Source organism: Micromonospora chersina (assembly GCF_900091475.1).
Classification (GTDB): Bacteria; Actinomycetota; Actinomycetes; order Mycobacteriales; family Micromonosporaceae; genus Micromonospora; species Micromonospora chersina.
This window is the reverse complement of the sequence record NZ_FMIB01000002.1, coordinates 3,175,303-3,192,877: the sequence shown is the minus strand read 5'-3', so window position 1 is coordinate 3,192,877 and position 17,575 is coordinate 3,175,303. Positions and strand designations below refer to the sequence as shown.

Sequence of the window (17,575 nt, the reverse complement as noted above, 5' to 3'; positions counted from 1 at the left end):
TACAGACATGAAGCGACGGACGCTCGACCTGTTGTTCAGCATCGGTGGGCTGGGCCTCGCGGTCCTGCTGCTCGTCGTCGGCGTCGTCCTGACGACGAACGCCAACTTCGCCAACAAGTACGTGCACGACCAGCTCGCCGCCCAGCACATCAGCTTCACGCCGGCCGACAAGCTGAGCGACGAGGAGAAGAAGTCGGACTGCCTGCGCGAGTACGCCGGCAAGCGGCTCACCACGGGCAAGCAGGCCGAGTGCTACGCCAACGAGTACATCGGCCTGCACCTCAAGGCGATCGGCGGCGGCAAGACGTACGCCGACCTGGGCGCGCCGCAGACCGCGCTGCGCGAGCAGGTGGCCCAGGCCCAGCAGACCAACGCCGCCAACCTGGCCGACCTCCAGAAGCAGCTCGCCGACGTCACCGCCCAGCGGGAGACCGTGTTCAAGGGCGAGACGCTGCGCGGCCTGCTGCTCACCTCGTACGGCTTCAGCGAGTTCGGCCGCAAGGCCGAGCAGGGCGCCCTGGCCATGTACCTCGGCGCGGCGCTGCTCCTGCTGCTCTCGGTCGCCGGCCTGGTGCACGCCTTCCGCACCCCGGTCAGCGCGACCTTCGCCGCTCCGGAGCGGGAGCGGATCACCACCTGACCCGGCCCCCGATCGCCCCCGGTCTCCCGCACCCTCTCGGGAGACCGGGGGCGATCGCCGTTTCGCGCGCCGGCCGTGTGACACGGGCCGCAGAATCGGGCTTGACCCTCACGCAGCGGGAGGCGGGAGCCTTGGTCGCGGAAGGGAGGGAAACCATGGCGTACACGGTGGGTCAGGTGGCGCGGGCGGCCCGGGTGACGGTCCGGACGCTGCACCACTACGACGAGATCGGGCTGCTCTCGCCGAGCGGCCGCACCGCGGCGGGCTACCGCCGCTACGACGACGCGGACCTGGAGCGGTTGCAGCTGATCCGGGCCTACCGGGAGCTGGGGTTCCCGTTGGAGGAGATCGCCGAGATCCTCGACGACCCGGGCGGCGACCCGTTGCCGCACCTGCGCCGGCAGCACGAGCTGCTGACCGGGCGGATCGGGAAGCTGCGGGACATGGTCGCGGCGATCGAACTCGCGATGGAGGCGAGAAAGTTGAACATTCAGCTCACCCCGGAGGAGCGGTTCGAGGTGTTCGGGAACTTCGACCCGGACGAGCACGCCGAGGAGGCCGAGCGGCGCTGGGGCGGCACCGAGGCGTACCGGCAGTCGAGCGAGCGGGCCGCCCGCTACTCGAAGGACGACTGGCTGCGCAACAAGGCCGAGAACGAGGAGTGGGGGCGGCGGATCACCGCGCTCATGGAGTCGGGCGCGCCGGCCGACTCGGCGGAGGCCATGGCGCTGGCCGAGGAGCACCGGCAGCTCATCAGCCGGTGGTTCTACGACTGCTCGTACGAGATCCACACCGGGCTCGCGGACATGTACCTGGCCGACCCGCGGTTCACCGCGTACTACGAGAACATCCGGCCGGGGCTGGCGGCGTACCTGAACGAGGCGATCCACGCCAACGCGATCAGCCGGGCCTGATCCGCCCGGGGTGCCAGGATGGGCCGGACGGCTCACCCTCGGGAGGTCACGTTGTTCATCGTCGCCGGCACCCTCTACGTCGACCCGGCCCGGCGGGACGCCTACCTGGCCTCCTGCGTCGACGTCGTCCGGGCGGCCCGCTCGGCGCCGGGTTGCGTGGACTTCGCGGTCAGCGCGGACCTGGTCGAGCCGGGCCGGATCAACGTCTACGAGCGGTGGGAGTCCGACCAGCAACTGCTGGACTTCCGCGGCGCCGGCCCGGACGGGGAGCAGGCGGCGATGATCCTCGGCGCCGAGGTGCACAAGTTCCGCATCTCCGGCGTCGAGGCGCCGTGACGCGGGCGCCCGACCGGCCGGGCCGGGCGCCCGCGCGGCACGCGGCCGCTACAACACCAGGTCGAGCAGGAGTACGCCGGCGAAGCCGACCACCGAGATGATGGTCTCCATCACCGACCAGCTCTTGATGGTCTGCCCGACGGTCAACCCGAAGTACTCCTTCACCAGCCAGAAGCCGGCGTCGTTGACGTGCGAGAAGAACAGCGATCCGCAGCCGATGGCCAGCGCCAGCAGCGCCACCTCGGGGCCCTGGAGGGTGGCCGCGAGCGGCGACACGATGCCGGCGGCGGTGATCGTGGCGACGGTGGCCGAGCCGGTGGCCACCCGGATGCCGACGGCGACCAGCCAGCCCAGCAGCAGCGGCGACAGGTTCGCGCCCTTGGCGGCGTCCGCGACCATGTTGCCCACGCCGGCGTCGACGAGCACCTGCTTGAAGCCGCCGCCGGCCGCGACGATCAGCAGGATGCCGGCGATCGCCGGCAGCGAGCCGCCCAGGAAACCGGAGACCTGGCTGCGGCTGAACCCGGTCCGGTAGCCCAGGAAGATCATCGCGAAGATGACGCCGGCCAGCAGCGCGACGATCGGCGTGCCGATGATGTCGAGCGTCTTGCGGCCGGCGGTGCCCTCGGCCAGCGTCAGCTCGCCGATCGCGCGCAGCAGCATCAGCACCACGGGCAGCAGCACGGTGACCACGGCGGCCCACAGCGCGGGCTCGCGGCGGGCGCGGGGACCCACCGGCTCCTCGATCGGCGCGCCGGGGCGGCCGGCGCCCGGGTTGACCAGGTCGTCCTCGGTGACCAGGTCGCCGTCGGCGTCGAGCCGGCCCTCGCCGGGGCGGGTCGGCCGCCGCTCCCCGCCGACGGCGAGCGGCCGCCGGGTGGGCAGCAGCGCCTCGGGCGCGGTGGCCGGCACGTGCCGGGCGATGAAATTACCGAAGACCGGGCCGGCGATGATCACCGTGGGGATCGCGACGAGCAGGCCCAGGGCCAGGGTCTGGCCCAGGTTCGCGCCGAGCGCGTCGATCGCGACCAGCGGGCCGGGGTGCGGCGGCACCAGGCCGTGCAGCACCGACAGGCCCGCCAGCGCCGGGATGCCGATCTTCATGAGCGGCACGTCGACCCGGCGGGAGACCAGCAGCACGATCGGGACCAGCAGCACCACGCCGACCTCGAAGAAGAGCGGCAGCCCGATCAGCGCGGCCACGCCGGCCATGGCCCACGGCAGCGCGCCGCCGGAGACCCGGCCGACCACCCGTTCCACGATGCTGTCCGCGCCGCCGGACTCGGCGAGCAGGCCGCCGATCATCGCGCCGAGCGCGATCAGCAGGCCGACGCCGCCGACGGTCGAGCCGACCCCGCCGCTGAACGAGGTGACGATCTTGTCGGCGCTGACCCCGGCGACCACGCCGAGCACGGCCGCGCCGAGGATCAGCGCCAGGAACGGGTGCACCTTGCCCCAGCCGATCAGCACCACCACGGCGGCGATGCCGAGCACGGCGGCGATGACGAGCTGGGTGTTGCCGGCGTTCGTGAGCGGTTCCGCCGGTGCGGCGAGCAGTGTGACCACGGCAATCACGACCTTCGGTAGTCGTCCGTGCCTCCGGTACGGGCGATCACTGGGGAGGAGCGGTGGGTGGTGGTTCCGGCGGCAGGCTCGGCGCCAGCCGCCGCAGGGACGCGAACGTCGGGACGAGCGCGTCGTACAGCTCGGAGAAGAGCGGCAGCAGGGCCGCGTACGTGGCGGCGGAGGCGGGGTCCGGGCGGACCGTCTCCTCGATGCGGACCAGGTCGGCGGCGACCTCGATCGACTCGATCAGGCCGAGCGCCTGCATGCCGAGCAGCGCGGCCCCGAAGCTGGAGCCCTCGTGCCCGGCCGGGAAACGCACCGGCATGCCGAGCGCGTCGGCGAGGATCTGCCGCCACAGCGGGCTGCGGGCGAAGCCGCCGCTGGCGCGGATCTCGCGTACCTCGTTGCCGGCGGCCCGCACCGAGGCGAGGACGAGGGCGAGCTGCTGGCAGACCCCCTCCAGCGCGGCCCGGACCAGGTGGGCCCGGCCGTGCCCGTGGGTCAGCCCCACGTACGCGCCGCGGGGCAGCGCGCTCCAGTGCGGCGCCCGCTCGCTGAGCAGGTACGGCAACATGATCAGCCCGCCGGAGCCGACCGGCGCCCGGGCGGCCAGGTCGAGCAGCTCCTCCTCGGCGTGCTCGCCCAGCTCGGGGGCGAGCGCCTCGTTGGCCCACTGGAGGACGATCCCGCCGTTGTTGATCGCCCCGCCGACCACCCAGCGGTGCTCGGTCAGCGCGTAGCAGAAGACGCCGCCGAGCGGGTCGACGCCGGGGCGTTCCACCATCACCCGCATGGCCCCGCTGGTGCCGATGGAGCAGGCCACCTCGCCGGGATGCACCGCGCCGAGCCCCAGGTTCGCCAGCGGCCCGTCGCCGGCGCCCACGACCAGCGGGGTGCCGGCGGGCAGGCCGGTGGCCCGCGCCGCCTCGGCGGTGAGCCCGGGCAGCACGTGGGTGGTGGGGACGAGCTGCGGAAGCTGCTGCTCGGTGATCCCCGCGATGCCGAGCGCCTCGGGGTCCCAGGCGAGCCGGTGGATGTTCATGAGGCCGGTGGCGGAGGCGACCGAGTGGTCGATGACCAGCGCCTCGGCCAGCCGCAGCAGCACGTACTCCTTGATGCCGACCCAGTGCGCGACACGCTCGTGCAGCTTCGGCTGCTGCTCGGCGAACCAGACCAGCTTGGGCAGCGGCGCCATCGGGTGCACGGGCGTGCCGGTGCGCCGGTGCAGGGCCAGCCCGGCGGGGACGGCGCGCAGCCGCTCGGCCTGGGCGGCGGCCCGGGAGTCGGCCCAGGTGACCGAGGGGGTGAGCGGGGCGCCGCCGGCGTCGAGCCCGATGAGGCTGTGCATCGCGGTGCTGAACGACAGGCCGGCGACCGGCCGGCCCAGCTCCGCGATCACCGCACGGATCGAGCCCACCACCGCGTCGAAGATCAGTGCCGGGTCCTGCTCGGCGTAGCCGGGGTGCGGCTCCTCCAGCGGATAGCCGATCGAGTGCGTGGCGAGCTGCCGGCCGCCGGTGTCGTACGCGACCGCCTTGGTGCTGGTGGTGCCGAGGTCCACCCCCACCACGACGGCCGGGTCACCCACCGGTGCACCTCCTCGCGTCCGGCGGGGGTCGCGGCGCGTCCCGCCCTGCCGCTGACGTTACCGAGCCACCCAGGCCGCCGCACGGCGAAAGCCGCGAGGCCGGACGACGGTGATCGTCTATCTCCGGGGCGAGAATGCCAATAGCGTCGTCGAGGTCTCTGGCGTTACAGGAAACAGCGTTTTCTTATTGCGGGAATTCGATCCAAGCCGACGGTCCCGCCGTTAAGGAGTGGAACGGACGCCGCGGGGCCACGCGCGGTCGTCCCGCGCCAATACGCTCGCCAGGCATTGCCAGTTGCGCATCTATCGATGGACGGGGTGCCTGTGAGACAGCGCAAGGGACTGCGGCGAAGACTCGCCGTCGTGGTCGCCGCGACGGTGGCCGCACAAGGAATGCTCTTCGCCACGGAGGCGTCGGCGGGGGAGACGCCGCTGTGGCAGGTGGAGGTCGCGAAGATCCCCACCGCGAAGTACACCCGCGACGCCAAGGTGTACGTCAGCGAGGCCACCCAGGCCCTGCGCCCGTACGTGGGGGACGGCCTGGGCGACAGCCGGATCGGCCCGGTGCTCGCCGACGTCGACAGCCGGTACTTCGACGGCGCCCGGCTCAAGAGCGCCGGCGACGGCGAGGCGGCGTTCGACAACCTGGAACACCTGGAGTCGTTCCTCAAGAGCCGGCTCACCGGCGCCAGCCCACCCAACGGCGAGGCCGAGCAGGCGCACGTGGCCGCCCTGGTGGAGACGCTGTCCGGCGTGCGGCTGCTCGCCGACGCGGCGATCCAGGACGCCGAGGCCACGATCGGCCCGTTCCGGGCCAGCCCGCCTCCGGCGCCCGCGCCGGAGGGCCTCGCCGAAGCGTTCGCCGACCTGGCGGCCGCCCGAGTCAACCTGGCCAAGGCCGACGAGATGCTGGCGAAGGCCAACCCGGAGCCGGCGACGATCCAGGCCGCCGACGCCTGGCGCAACGGCTTCGCCGTGCTCACCCGGCTCGGCATCACCTACGACGGCGACCACGACCGGGACGGCGTCATCGACGTCGTCGAGTTGCGCTTCGGCTCCAGCCCGCTGCTGGTCGACTCCGACGGCGACGGCCTGACCGACCGGTACGAGATCACCGAGCTGGCGGGGTGGACGCGGCCCAACGCGTACGACACGGACCAGGACGCGACCGCCGACGGCAACGAGGACGTCGACGTCGACGGCCTGACCAACCTCGACGAGCAGCGGATCGGCACCTCGCCCACCGACCCGGACACCGACGGCGACGGCGTGAACGACGGTGACGAGGTGGCCCGCGGGAGCGACCCGCTCGTCTTCGACCAGCCGCGCGCGCCGCCGGTAGCCGGGGACCCGGCGCCGATCACGCCGATGCCCACCGACACCGACACCGACGGCGACGGCCTGATCGACCTCGCCGAGGACGAGGAACTCACCGACGTCGCCAACGTGGACACCGACGGCGACGGGCTCTCCGACGGCGCCGAGGTCGACGAGCACCTGACCTCCCCGGTCAAGGCGGACACCGACGGGGACGGGCTGCGCGACGACTACGAGGTGGCCCACGCCGAGGACCAGGGCCTCGACCCGGGCCGGCCGGACGAGCAGATCAGCAAGTGGACGTACGTCAGCGACTTCCTGCTCGGCATGTTCGCCGGCGACTTCGCGCCAAAGGACTCGATGGCGTGGCTGGCCGGCAACCTCTGCTCCGGCGGCCTGAGCTTCATCCCGGTCGTCGGCTGGGTGCTCGGCGGCCTGGCGGACATCCGCGACACCGTCGCCGCCCTGATCCACGGCGACTGGGTCGGCGCCGGGCTCAGCATTCTCGGCCTCGTCCCGTACGCCGGCGACGCGGTCGCAATCCCCGGCAAGGCCGCCAAGTTCGCCCTCAAGTACGTGCACCGCATCGAGGCGGTCGTCCGCTTCGTGGCCCGCTACGACAAGATCCCGGATTTCGTCAAGGAAACCGCGTTCGCGCTGATCCTGGGCACCGACTGGACTGCGCTGGTCGGCGACGGGTCCGGTTTCCAGGCGCTGGCCGGGCCGCGGTTCTCCAAGGCGGGCCTGACCCGGCTCGCCCGGGGCGACCGGACCGACATCCGGCGTCTCGCCCGGGCCATGTACTCGCCCAACCACATCGACGGCCCGCGGGTGCCGTTCCAGTACAGCGGCTACAAGGGCGAGGAGTACCTGGCCAACGTGCTGCTCGGCAACACCACCGGGACCCGCCAGTACGAGGTGCCCACGGTGGGCTACCCGACGCCGCGGTCCAAGAAGCGCAAGATCGACTATGCCGAGCAGACGCCGAACGGCATCGTGGCGCACGAGGTGAAGACCGGCACCTCCAACTACGGTGACGAGGTCACCCAGTGCCAGAAGGACGCCTGGATCCTGAAGAACCAGGCGACCCACCAGAAGCCGGTCGTCGACATCGTCTGGCACTTCTTCCCGCACGGCCGGTACAACAGCCTGGGGCCGTCGCAGGACCTGCTCGACTGCCTCGTGCAGAACGGAATCAAGTTCACCATCCACGCGCCGGACGTGTGACCGGGAGGTCGGGAGTGGGACGCCGGAAGACGAGCGCCGCGGAACGGGCCGAGCAGGCCAGGGAGGCCGAGGAGTACCTCCGCCGCTACCTGGCCGAGGCGGCGCCCCGCCTGCGCTGGCTGCGCGAGGAGGCCGCCCGGTCCGGCGGACCCGCTCCCGACCGTCTCGACCACAGCCGGGACAGCCTCGTCCCGCTGTGGACCTGGGCGATGGACCGGTTCGAGGAACGGTCCCCCGACCAACCGCTGGACCGGGTCGAGGAGGGCCTCGGGCGGTACTTCGTGCCGCGCGGGGCCACCCTGCCGATCTGGTACGGCCGCCGCGCGGTGCAGGCGCCGCACTTCTGGTCGGACGACACCCTCGCCCTGCTCGACGCGCTCGTGTACTACCTGGCCGAGTGCCTGCTGCGCGCCAACCCGGAGGCGCGCTGGGCGGTGTTCCACTCCGACTGGCGCAACCACATCGACGAGAACCAGCCGGTGCTCACCGGCTTCGGCGAGCCCGTCGACCTGCTGTTGCCGGCCATGAATCTCGCCGGTCGGGTACACCGCCGGCTGCATCCCGAGCAGGCCCGGGCGACCGGGCTGCCGGTGGCCGCGCCGCCGGACCTGCGGGACTGGTTCGACGAGATCACCGCCCGGGCCACGCCGACCGGGGCGCCGCCCCAGGAGTGAGCGCGCCGCCGGCGCGGACCGCGAACCGACGCAGGCGATTCCGCCTAACGTGTCGCGCAATCACCCGTTTGGTCAAATTGGTGACTAGCGCGTGTCTTGCCACCCCTGCGCCGCCGTTGACATGAATGACACCCCGATTGGTGGGCTCGCGCGGCGGAGGAGTCGGCGTGGCGATGACTGATTCGACGGGTTCCACATGGCGCTACCGGTGGGCGCACCGGCAGAACGACAGGCGGCAGCGGGCCTTCCGTCTGGCCGACGAGGCGTGGCGACGCCGCGACGACGAGCTGCGGCGGCTGCGTACCCTCGCCGGGTCCTTCCACGGCTCGGTCGAGGCCGGCGCCGGCCTGCCCGTGGAGCTGGCCCCCGGTGAGGTGGTCTTCTGGACCCTGCCGGCCGCGCAACTGGTCGAGGTCCGGCACACCGCCGTGCTGCCGGCCCCCGAGCTGACCGTCGACCCGGAACCGCCGGTGGTGCGCCCGCGCCGCCCCGAAGGCGTGAAGGTCGTCGACGCCGGGCTCGCCGTGCTCACCAACCGGCGGCTCGTGCTGCTCGGCGGCCGGGGCCGGCGCGACTGGACGTACGGGCGGATGACCGGCCTGTCCCACGACCCCGGGGCCCCGGTCACGCTGATCCAGGTCCTCGACCGGCGGCGTACCTCAGGTCTCCTGCTGCCCACCGGCGCGGTGGCCGACTTCCGGTTCAAGCTCACGCTGGCCTTCGCCGACGCGATCGAGCAGCGCGCCGCGGTCGTCGCCCAGCTCGACGAGTTGATCGCGGAGCACGAGGCGGTGCGGCCCGCCCGCCCGGCGGTGCTCACCCCCGCGCAGGCCCGGGTCTCCGCGCTGCTGCCCGGCGGCCGGCGGACCGTGGCGGTCGGTGCGGCCCTCGCGCTGATCGTGCCGGCGATGCTCTTCGAGTCCGACCCGCCGGTGCGCCCCGGCTCGGATGTCGCCTCCGCCGCCACCCCGGCGGCCACCGCCACCGCCACTCCCGCGCCCCCGCCGATCGCGCCCGCCGTCCAGGTCAAGCCCCGCCCCACGCCGCAGCGCACCCGGACCGCGCCGACCACCGCGCCGTCCCGGAGCGCCGCGCCGCAGCCGGCCGCCGAACGCCGCTGCGGCGCCCCGGCCAACCCCTACGGGTACGACTTCTGCGGCGGCCAACGGATCCGCAAGCCGGCCGCCGGGATCTGCGACTGGTTCGAGTGCGCGCCCGGCTTCTGGTCCGGGCGTGGCTGGCTGGTGCAGTGCCGCGACGGCGCGGTCAGCCTGACCGGCGGGCAGCGCGAGTCGTGCGCCGCCAACCAGGGCTACCGGCGGACCTTCTGGACCTGACCGCTCAGCCGCGCCGGGCGCAGCGGGAGCAGGCCGGCGAGGACCAGGGCCGCGCCCACCGGCAGCAGGTCCAGGTTCACCGCGATCGCCACGAACCCGACAAGCACCAGCACCGGCGCCCACACCGGCAGCAGCCGCGCCGCGGCGACCCGGTACAGCAGCACCAGCAGGCCCAGCTCGAACAGCGCCGGCCCGCCGAGCAGCACCGCGCCGGGCGTCTCCACCGCGTCGGCGAAGCGCGGGAACAGGTCGCCGAGGATCACCCACACGAAGGCGGCCGCACCGACCAGGCCGGCCAGCGCGGCCGCGTCGTCCACCGCCCGCAGCCGGGTCGAGCGGGTACGCAGCACGCCGTGCAACCCGACGATCAGCGCGGCGAAGCCGAGGATGCCCAGCAGGAACAGGGTGTGCCCGGTGTTCCACGCCCAGGCGCCCTTGTCGCTGTGCCCGTCGAGGCGGTCGATCAGGCGGAGCAGGCCGTAGCCGAGGAGCAGCAGCGACGCGGCCACGGCCACCGGCCGCAACCAGGGGTACGCGGGACGGGTCCGGATATCGGTGAGGGTCATGGCGTCAGCCTTCTCGGCGGACCGGCCGGGGACATCCGGGTGGGACCCTCACCCACCCCGGATTAACCGTTCGCGTCCCTCAGGGGCGCGCGGCTAGCGTCCGGCACGTGTCCCGCACCGTGACCCTGATCCTGGTCGACGCCGCCGACCGGCCGCTCGGCGCCCTGCCCCCGTACGACGTGCCCGAGCCGTGGTGGCAGCAGGTCGGCTCGATCGTCGACGAGGCCCGCCGCCGCTACGGCGTCGACGTGGCCGTGCTGCGGCTGCTCGCCGGCGACCGCCCCGAGCCGCCCGGCGGCCACGTCGCCTACCTGGGCCAGGTCACCGCCCCACCCGCCGTGCCCCTGACCCCGGCGCCTGTCGACCTGACACCGCACCCGCTGCGCGCCCCGTACGCCGAGCCCGGCGGCCCGGCCCGCAGCGTCGCCTGGGCCACCGGTGAGCTGCGCCGCCTCGGCCGTCCGGTGACCGCCGTGGCGCCGCACCGCACCTGGAACCTGTCCGCGATCTGGCGGCTCGACGGTCCGGCCGGCAGCGCCTGGCTCAAGCAGGTGCCCCCGTTCTTCCGCCACGAGGCGGCCGTGCTGCGCTGGCTCGGCGCCACCGCGCCCGCGACCGCCCCCACCCTGCTCGCCGCCGACGACACCGGCCGGATGCTGCTGGACCACGTGCCCGGCGAGGACCGCTACGGCGCCGACGAGGCGGAGCGGGCGGCCGTCGCCGCCGAGCACCACGCCGTGCAACTCCGCGCCGCCGGCGACACGGCCGGGCTGGTCGCGGCCGGCGTACCCGATCTGCGCGGGCCGGCGCTGGCCGGCTGGATCCGCGACCGGCTGGCCCCGCACGACACGGCCGTGGCCGCCGACCTGCTCGCCGGCCTCGACGACCGGCTCGACCAGGTCCGCGACTGCGGCCTGCCCGACACCCTCGTGCACGGCGACCTGCACCCGGGCAACGTGCGCGGCGACGGCACCCGACGGGTGGTCATCGACTGGGGTGACGCGTTCGTGGGCCACCCCGCCTTCGACATCCTGCGCCTCACCGAGACCCTCGACCCTGGCGTGGCCGCCCGGCTGCTCGACGCCTGGGCCGCCCGCTGGCGGGCCGACGTGCCGGGCAGCGACCCGGAACGCGCCGTGAAGCTGCTCGGCCCCGTCGCCCACCTGCGGATGGCCGCCGTCTACGCGATGTTCCTCGCCGGCATCGAGCCCAGCGAGCACGCCTATCACGTGCGCGACGTGCCGGCCTGCCTGGAACGGGCCGCCGCCGCGGCCTGACGCACCGGGATCCACAGCTCGGCGTCGGCGGTCCTCCCGTCCGCCGACACCCGCACCTTCGAGATCTCCGGGCCCGGGCGGCTCTCGTACGGGTTGGACGGGAACCACTGGGTGAACACGTCCCGCCACAGGTGCTGCACCGCCTGCGGGAACTCGCCCGACACGGTGAACACCGCCCAGGAACCGGCCGTCACGGGCAGGCGGTCCAGGTCCTCCGGCACGTCCGCGCCGGTCACCACCCCGTGCCAGTAGTCCAGCTCGGTGCCCTCGGCCCGGGAGCCGGCCAGGTCGTCGCTGACGTTCACGATGCCGCCCGGCTCCTGGTCGGACAGCGCCTCGATCCGGCGTACCGTCTCCGGGTCCAGGCCCTTGATGAACGCCACGATGTGCGGGTTCATCCCCTCGTGGACGAGCGGCACCCGGGCCTTCACCCCGGCGAGCTGGAAGGCGTTCTTGGTCACGATCCGGTAGTCCATGCTGGTGCTCCCTTCGACGACGAGCCGGAAGGACATCCGGGGCTGCGACCGCAGCACCGCCCCGGTGCGCCGGGCCTCGGCCGGGCCGACCCCGTGCACCGCGCGGAACGCCCGGGCGAACGCCTCGTTCGAGCCGTACCCCCAGCGGACCGCCACGTCGAGCAGCGACGCCTCGCCGGTCAGCACCTCGGCGCCGGCCACGGTGAGCCGGCGCCGGCGCACGTACTCCGACAGCGGCATCCCGGCCAGGGCCGAGAAGAGCCGCCGGAAGTGGTGCTCCGACGTGCAGGCGATCCGGGCCAGCCCGGCCACGTCGAGCGGTTGGTCGAGGTGGCGTTCGAGATGGTCCATGGCCTGGTTGAGCCGCTCCAGCACCCGGTGCTCCTTCCGTTGACGCCCTCGACGCTAGGCATCCAGGTTCCGCTCGACCCGACCCCGCCGGACCGGGTCCGGTCGGGTCGAAACGGCCCGGCGCCCGCTGGCTAGGCCCACGGCCGCAGCTTCTCCGGGTTGCGGACCACCCAGATCCGCGTGACGCGCCCGTCGGCGATGTCGAACGAGGCCACGGTCTCGACGACGCCGGCACGCCGGGCCACCAGGCCCGGCACGCCGTTGACCGTCCGCTCCAGGAGTTCGAGCCCCGGAGCCCGCTCGGCGATGGCGACCATGTACCGGGCGATGAGCGCGCCGCCCTCGACCGGGTGCAGGGCGGTGCCCGCCATGCCGCCGCCGTCGGCGGTCATCACGGCGGCCGGGTTGAGGAGGGCGACGAGGGCGGCGATGTCCCTGCTCTCCCATGCCTCCTTGACGTGCCGCACCACGTCGGCCTGCCCGGCCGCCGGCACCGGGGCCGGCGCGACCGTCACCCGCCGCCGGGCCGAGGCCGCCAGCTGCTTGCAGGCCGCGGGGGTCCGCTCGAGAACGCCGGCGATCTCGGCGAACGGGTACCGGAAGACCTCGTGCAGCACGAACGCCACCCGCTCGGCGGGCGTCATCGACTCCAGGACGACGAGGAACGCCATGGACACCGACTCGTCCAGGACGATCTGGTCGGCGGGGTCCGCGTGGACGGAGGAGGCCCCGGGGTCCCCCTCGGTGCGGTCGGGCAGCGGCTCGGGCAGCCACGCGCCGACGTAGCGTTCCCGGCGGGCCCGCGCGGAGCCGAGCAGGTCCAGGCAGATGCGGCTGGTCACCGTCGTCAGCCACGCGCCAGGGGACCGGATCTCCTCCCGCCGGCTGCGCGGCAGCGCGTACCAGCGGGCGTAGGCATCCTGTACGGCGTCCTCGGCCTCGCTGACCGAACCGAGCAACCGGTAGGCGACGTTGATCAGTTGGCGTCGCTCGCCGGCGATCCCATCCGCGCTGGTCGCGACAGTCCCCACGCTTCCGGCCGCCCCCTCGCCTTACCTTTCGCAGGCCCGCGTCGTCGGGTCGGTGAGACCTTATCGACCTACCGCCCGAGGGCGGACAAGGGGAGTGACATGGCCACTCAGGTGACGGCGACAGCACCCCGCAGCTCCACGTTCCTGCGCATCGCGATCGCCCTCCAGACCCTGACCATCTTCGGTCAGGCGATCTCCGCCGGACTGCTGCTGACCTCCTCCTACGGGGAGACGCTGCACAGCGTCGGAGCCCGTGTCATGTACGGGGCGTCGATGCTCTACGTGCTCGCGGCCGTGCTGGCGTGGAAGCCGGGCGGCGGCTCGCCCCGGCCGGTCTGGCACGCGTCCGGGTTCCTCGTGCTCGCCTCGGTCCAGGTCGTCCTGGGCATCGCGCACGTCCCGTCGGTCCACCTGCCGCTGGGTGTCCTGATGTTCGGCCTGAGCGTGCTGGCGCTGGACCGGCGCTGAGGCCCCTGGTCGCTGGCGCAGGCGCCGCATCATCCCAGCGCGACACGCGACGTCACTGGTCCAGCCAGAGCAGGCCGATGTTATAGCATCGGTGCTATGGCCTGGGTAGCGTGGAGCTCGAACCAGAAATCCGTAGCTGGTTGGAGGAGCTGCCGACTGCAGAGTTCGCGAGAGCCGCCTTCTACATCGATCTTCTCGCCGACCGGGGCCCGCTGCTGAGTGAGCCGCACACGCGGCAACTCGACGGCAAGCTCCGGGAACTGCGCTTCTACCTGGAGCGCGCGGCAATCAGAATCACGTACTGGATAGCCTCCGAGCGGAGATCATCCTGCTGACGGTTTTCCGCAAGACGCGGATGCGGGAAGACCGGGAGATCGAGCGGGCGCGCCGGGCTCTGGAGCGGTGCGTGGCGGAGCGGCACGCCGTGGTCGAGGGGGCAGAGTGATGACGGATCGGGTGGACTGGAACGACCTGCGCCAGCGGCGGATGGCCGAGCCGGGGGCGGACGAGGCGTACGCGGCCGCGCGGTTGGCGTTCGAGCTCGGTCAAACGGTCCGGGACCTGCGGGAACGCATCGGCTGGAGCCAGACGCAGCTCGCGCGTGCGGCCGGCATGACCCAGTCGGCCGTGGCCCGCTTCGAGGCCGGTGGCACCGTACCCACGCTCGTCGTCCTCGAACGACTCGCCCGGGCGTTGGACATGCGACTCGACGTCCGGTTCTCGCCGGTCGCCGACGCCGCCTGACATCGGGTACGTCCCGGCCGTTGGCGCGGGTGTCGCATCATGGCGTCGTGATCATGCGGAGGCGGCGCCACAAGAAGAAGGACCGGGACTGGTGCAACTGCGATCTTCCCGACTGTGACGGCCCGGCCTGCTGCGACCTCGGCCTCTTCTCCCTGCTGCTGACCGTCGGCTCGGTGGCCGCCGGCGTGGTGCGCGGCCCCGCCGTGGACCGCGCCGGCCGCGCCGCCATCCTCGGCTACCGCCGCTGGCTGTCGCACCGCTGGCCCGCCCAGTGCCGCTACACCCCCACCTGCAGCACGTACGGCCTGGCAGCGGTGGAGAAGTACGGCCTCGCGGTGGGCGGGCGCCTGGCCGCCGACCGGGTCCGCCGCTGCCGGCCGGACGTCCCGCGCGGCACCCACGACCCGCTGCGCTGACGCCTCAGCCCACCACCGTCGGCCCGCCGAACACGACCGGGATGCCGGGGGAGTGGAGCACGCTCACCGGCGGCCCGGCCGGCGGCGGCAACCCGGCGGCGGTGACCAGCTCGTCGTCGAGGTGCAGGAGCTCGGCCCGGTGCAGCGGCCACTGTGGATGCCAGTTCGGCAGGTGCAGGGTGCGCCCGTACGCCCGGGTGTGCAGACCCCAGCGGGCGGTCAGGAAATGCTCCAGCGGGGTCGGATCGACGATCAGTTCCCCGACCCGGACCGCCATCCGGCTCGACGCCCCGGCCGGGCCGGGCCAGCGCCGCCGGCAGCGGTAGGTGAGGCGGTCACCGTCCCGGTCCAGCCGCATCGCCGACCACTTGTACGGCAGCCGCAGGCTCAGCTGCGCCACAAGCACCGGCACCAGCCGGGAGGCGTCCAACGAGCGGAACACCACGGCCCGCCGCCCGGTGCCGTCGACCGAGTAGAGCCGCACGTTGGTCTCCCAGAACGTGCCGAAGTACGGCACCCCCGGTCCTCGCCCGAGACCCAGCCCGACCATCCGGAAACCGATCAGCCCGACGTAGCTGAGCCCGTCGAAGGTGTCGGGGCGGGTGCCGGCGGGCAGCAGCGGCGCGACCACCTCCGACGCGACCGCCCAGTGCAGGAAGGTGAGGTCCTGCCAGCGCTGCCGCAGCCACGCGCGCGGGAACGCCCGGACGGGCGCGCAGTCGACCGGCTCGATGTCCACGGCTCCATCGTGCCCCGGTGCGGCGGTCATTCGAGGAACGCCAGCAGGTGCCGCAGCGTCTCGTCGGGCGCCTCCTCGGGCAGGAAGTGCCCGGCCGCGACCGGCCCGCCCTCGACCTGATCCGCCCAGGCCCGCCACACCTCAAGCGGCCGGTACCAGGTCGCCACCGGGCCGGCGTGCCCCCACAGCGCCAGCACCGGGCAGCCGATCCGCCGCCGGCCCCGATCCGCGCGATCGTGCTCGTAGTCCAGCGTTGCCGCCGCCCGGTACTGCTCGCAGATCGCGTGGACGCCCTCCGGCCTGCGGAACTGCGCCACGTACTCGGCCCGCACCGCCGCGGGAAAGGCGTCCGTCACCTCCGACAGGTCGTCCAGCATGTGCGCGACGATGACCTCCGGCACCCCGGCGACCAGCCGCTCCGGCACCGGCTCCGGCGCGGCCAGGAACGACCAGAGCCAGAACCCGAGGCTGAAGGCCATGTCGGCCCGGTCGAAGGCGTCGCCGGTGGGCACGATGTCGAGCACCGCGAGGCGGCTCACCGCGTCGGGATGGTCCAGTGCCATCCGGTACGCGCACCGCCCGCCCCGGTCGTGCCCCACGACCGCGAACCGGTCGTAGCCCAGCAGCCGCATGACCTCCACCTGCTCGGCGGCCACCCGCCGCATGCTGTACGGGGCGTGGTCCGGCGCGCTGGGCGGCGCACCGCTGCCGCCGAAACCGCGCAGGTCCGTGGCGACCACGGTGAACCGCTCCGCGAGCCGGGGCGCGACCCGGTGCCACATGAGGTGCGTCTCGGGCATGCCGTGCAGCAGCAGGACCGGCGGCCCGTCACCACCCCGCCGCCCGTGGATCGTCGTGTCGCTGGTGACGATGTCCAGCTCCGCGAAGCCGTCGAACACCCGATGCCGCCTCCTCGTCGGGCCCCGCGCGGACCCGCCCGGTTCAACGACCGGGAACCGGTGGCAGTGCGGCGGCCCGGCGCGCGATGCGCCGGGCCGCCGCCGGACCGGTGTTGCCGCACCGGGTCCAGAGGCCGGCCGGGAAGCGGGGATGCCTCACTCCGGCCGGTGGCAGACCGCCTCGACGTTGTTGCCGTCCGGGTCGCGGACGAACGCCCCGAAGTAGCCCTGGTGGTATTCCGGCCACTCGCGCGGCGCGTGCAGCACCTCCGCGCCGGCCGCCACCGCCGCGTCGTGGAACGCCCGCACGGCCGCCCGGTCCGGGGCGGTGAAGGCGATGTGCGACTCGAGCGGCCCGCCGGCCTCGGCGGGCGCGGGCACCAGCCAGAAGTCGGGACTGTCGACGCCGTAGCCGATCGGGCCAGGCTCCATGATCCGCCTGCCGCCCAGCGGGGCGAGCACCGCGTCGTAGAAGGCGGCGCTGGCCGGCAGGTCGCGCACCATGACAGAGAAGTGGTCGAGCACAACGCCTCCCGCGATCGTCGTTGACCGCGCCAGGCTACGAGCGGGCTACGACACTTCCTCGGCCTCGTAGTACTGCGCGTACCACCGGGACTGTTCCTCGACGCTGAACGCCGCCACGTCCGCCGGATCGACGATCGACAGGTACGCCAGCACCTCCCCGGCCTCCGCCGTGCCGAGCGCACGCAGGTGGTCGAGGGTCCGCTCCCGGCCCGCGCCGCACAGCAGTTGCCACTCCACCGAGCAGGCGGCGTCGAAGCTGGAGTGCTTCGCCCGCCAGATCAGCGGCACGTCGGCCAGGTCGCCGTGCAGGAACAGCTGCACGCAGCCGAGATGGATGAGCGCGCTGTCGTTGTGCACGCCCAGCGCGGTCTGCTCGCGGAGCAGGGCGCGCACCGGTTCGAGATCCGCCGGGCGCAGGCCGTGCCGGCGGTACCACTCGTCCTCGTCCATCCCGCCATCGTGCCGGCCCGCACAAGTGCTGGCG

The 17,575-nt window shown here is 73.5% G+C and carries 20 protein-coding genes; 11 read left to right on the top strand and 9 right to left on the bottom strand.

Annotation, left to right across the window (positions count from 1 at the left end):
* Positions 1–7: 7 nt before the first annotated feature.
* The 3 genes from GA0070603_RS14570 to GA0070603_RS14560 all read left to right on the top strand — a co-directional run bounded on the left by GA0070603_RS14570 (position 8) and on the right by GA0070603_RS14560 (position 1,890).
* Positions 8–640: a hypothetical protein gene (locus tag GA0070603_RS14570; protein ID WP_091313332.1), complete on the top strand. Its 633-nt coding sequence runs from the start codon at positions 8–10 to the stop codon at positions 638–640.
* A gap of 155 nt (positions 641–795) precedes the next feature.
* Positions 796–1,554, top strand: a complete 759-nt coding sequence (locus tag GA0070603_RS14565; RefSeq protein WP_091313329.1) for a MerR family transcriptional regulator — start codon at positions 796–798, stop codon at positions 1,552–1,554.
* A gap of 18 nt (positions 1,555–1,572) precedes the next feature.
* A complete protein-coding gene (locus GA0070603_RS14560; RefSeq protein WP_208862884.1) occupies positions 1,573–1,890 on the top strand; it encodes a putative quinol monooxygenase in 318 nt (105 codons plus the stop codon).
* A 48-nt stretch (positions 1,891–1,938) separates the two neighbouring features.
* Here the strand turns inward: GA0070603_RS14560 and GA0070603_RS14555 are convergent, their stop codons facing one another.
* Positions 1,939–3,456 (bottom strand): GntP family permease, encoded by a 1,518-nt coding sequence (locus GA0070603_RS14555; protein ID WP_091313323.1) that lies wholly within the window; start codon positions 3,454–3,456, stop codon positions 1,939–1,941.
* Positions 3,457–3,502: 46 nt separating this feature from the next.
* Positions 3,503–5,044 (bottom strand): gluconokinase, encoded by a 1,542-nt coding sequence (locus tag GA0070603_RS14550; RefSeq protein WP_091313319.1) that lies wholly within the window; start codon positions 5,042–5,044, stop codon positions 3,503–3,505.
* A gap of 318 nt (positions 5,045–5,362) precedes the next feature.
* On the opposite strand from GA0070603_RS14550, the gene GA0070603_RS14545 reads away from it, so the two are divergent.
* From GA0070603_RS14545 to GA0070603_RS14535, 3 genes are all read left to right on the top strand, one after another.
* On the top strand, positions 5,363–7,588 hold the full coding sequence (locus GA0070603_RS14545; RefSeq protein ID WP_139131878.1) for a hypothetical protein: 2,226 nt from the start codon (positions 5,363–5,365) through the stop codon (positions 7,586–7,588).
* Positions 7,589–7,602: 14 nt separating this feature from the next.
* Positions 7,603–8,262, top strand: coding sequence for a hypothetical protein (locus tag GA0070603_RS14540; protein WP_091313312.1), 660 nt, complete (start codon positions 7,603–7,605; stop codon positions 8,260–8,262).
* 167 nt (positions 8,263–8,429) lie between these two features.
* Positions 8,430–9,599, top strand: coding sequence for a hypothetical protein (locus GA0070603_RS14535; protein ID WP_091313309.1), 1,170 nt, complete (start codon positions 8,430–8,432; stop codon positions 9,597–9,599).
* On the opposite strand, the gene GA0070603_RS14530 is transcribed toward GA0070603_RS14535, so the two are convergent.
* On the bottom strand, positions 9,575–10,165 hold the full coding sequence (locus tag GA0070603_RS14530) for a hypothetical protein (protein WP_091313305.1): 591 nt from the start codon (positions 10,163–10,165) through the stop codon (positions 9,575–9,577). The genes GA0070603_RS14535 and GA0070603_RS14530 overlap by 25 nt on opposite strands.
* Before the next feature lie 107 nt (positions 10,166–10,272).
* Between GA0070603_RS14530 and GA0070603_RS14525 the strand changes: the two genes are divergently transcribed.
* On the top strand, positions 10,273–11,442 hold the full coding sequence (locus GA0070603_RS14525) for a phosphotransferase family protein (RefSeq protein ID WP_091313301.1): 1,170 nt from the start codon (positions 10,273–10,275) through the stop codon (positions 11,440–11,442).
* Here GA0070603_RS14525 and GA0070603_RS14520 read toward each other — a convergent pair.
* The gene (locus GA0070603_RS14520; protein WP_091313299.1) at positions 11,391–12,293 is read right to left on the bottom strand and encodes an AraC family transcriptional regulator; all 903 of its coding nucleotides are present in this window, start codon (positions 12,291–12,293) and stop codon (positions 11,391–11,393) included. The two genes, GA0070603_RS14525 and GA0070603_RS14520, sit on opposite strands and share 52 nt — an antisense overlap.
* Positions 12,294–12,400: 107 nt before the next feature.
* Entirely contained in the window at positions 12,401–13,300 is a 900-nt protein-coding gene (gene sigJ / locus GA0070603_RS14515) for an RNA polymerase sigma factor SigJ (protein WP_091313295.1), read from the bottom strand.
* Between the two features lie 99 nt (positions 13,301–13,399).
* Here sigJ and GA0070603_RS14510 point away from each other — a divergent pair, with 99 nt between their 5' ends.
* From GA0070603_RS14510 to yidD, 4 genes are all read left to right on the top strand, one after another.
* Positions 13,400–13,768 (top strand): hypothetical protein, encoded by a 369-nt coding sequence (locus tag GA0070603_RS14510; protein WP_091313292.1) that lies wholly within the window; start codon positions 13,400–13,402, stop codon positions 13,766–13,768.
* A gap of 110 nt (positions 13,769–13,878) precedes the next feature.
* Positions 13,879–14,103: a type II toxin-antitoxin system RelE/ParE family toxin gene (locus GA0070603_RS14505; protein ID WP_208862883.1), complete on the top strand. Its 225-nt coding sequence runs from the start codon at positions 13,879–13,881 to the stop codon at positions 14,101–14,103.
* 109 nt (positions 14,104–14,212) lie between these two features.
* Positions 14,213–14,512, top strand: coding sequence for a helix-turn-helix domain-containing protein (locus GA0070603_RS14500; protein ID WP_091313290.1), 300 nt, complete (start codon positions 14,213–14,215; stop codon positions 14,510–14,512).
* 53 nt (positions 14,513–14,565) lie between these two features.
* Positions 14,566–14,928: a membrane protein insertion efficiency factor YidD gene (yidD, locus tag GA0070603_RS14495; RefSeq protein ID WP_244282710.1), complete on the top strand. Its 363-nt coding sequence runs from the start codon at positions 14,566–14,568 to the stop codon at positions 14,926–14,928.
* A gap of 4 nt (positions 14,929–14,932) precedes the next feature.
* Here the strand turns inward: yidD and GA0070603_RS14490 are convergent, their stop codons facing one another.
* The 4 genes from GA0070603_RS14490 to GA0070603_RS14475 form a co-directional block, all read right to left on the bottom strand.
* Positions 14,933–15,667, bottom strand: a complete 735-nt coding sequence (locus GA0070603_RS14490; RefSeq protein WP_091313284.1) for a YqjF family protein — start codon at positions 15,665–15,667, stop codon at positions 14,933–14,935.
* 26 nt (positions 15,668–15,693) lie between these two features.
* Positions 15,694–16,566, bottom strand: a complete 873-nt coding sequence (locus GA0070603_RS14485; RefSeq protein WP_091313282.1) for an alpha/beta fold hydrolase — start codon at positions 16,564–16,566, stop codon at positions 15,694–15,696.
* 156 nt (positions 16,567–16,722) lie between these two features.
* Positions 16,723–17,091 (bottom strand): VOC family protein, encoded by a 369-nt coding sequence (locus GA0070603_RS14480; protein WP_091313279.1) that lies wholly within the window; start codon positions 17,089–17,091, stop codon positions 16,723–16,725.
* A gap of 45 nt (positions 17,092–17,136) precedes the next feature.
* Positions 17,137–17,541, bottom strand: a complete 405-nt coding sequence (locus GA0070603_RS14475) for a hypothetical protein (protein ID WP_091313276.1) — start codon at positions 17,539–17,541, stop codon at positions 17,137–17,139.
* Between the last annotated feature and the right edge of the window lie 34 nt (positions 17,542–17,575).

Bases quoted from the DNA above. Each gene is read 5' to 3' on its own strand.
- GA0070603_RS14560 (WP_208862884.1), top strand. From the start codon at position 1,573: ATGGGCCGGACGGCTCACCCTCGGGAGGTCACGTTGTTCATCGTCGCC.
- GA0070603_RS14570 (WP_091313332.1), top strand. From the start codon at position 8: ATGAAGCGACGGACGCTCGACCTGTTGTTCAGCATCGGTGGGCTGGGC.
- GA0070603_RS14475 (WP_091313276.1), bottom strand. From the start codon at position 17,541: ATGGACGAGGACGAGTGGTACCGCCGGCACGGCCTGCGCCCGGCGGAT.
- GA0070603_RS14530 (WP_091313305.1), bottom strand. From the start codon at position 10,165: ATGACCCTCACCGATATCCGGACCCGTCCCGCGTACCCCTGGTTGCGG.
- GA0070603_RS14565 (WP_091313329.1), top strand. From the start codon at position 796: ATGGCGTACACGGTGGGTCAGGTGGCGCGGGCGGCCCGGGTGACGGTC.
- GA0070603_RS14500 (WP_091313290.1), top strand. From the start codon at position 14,213: ATGACGGATCGGGTGGACTGGAACGACCTGCGCCAGCGGCGGATGGCC.
- yidD (WP_244282710.1), top strand. From the start codon at position 14,566: ATGCGGAGGCGGCGCCACAAGAAGAAGGACCGGGACTGGTGCAACTGC.
- GA0070603_RS14510 (WP_091313292.1), top strand. From the start codon at position 13,400: ATGGCCACTCAGGTGACGGCGACAGCACCCCGCAGCTCCACGTTCCTG.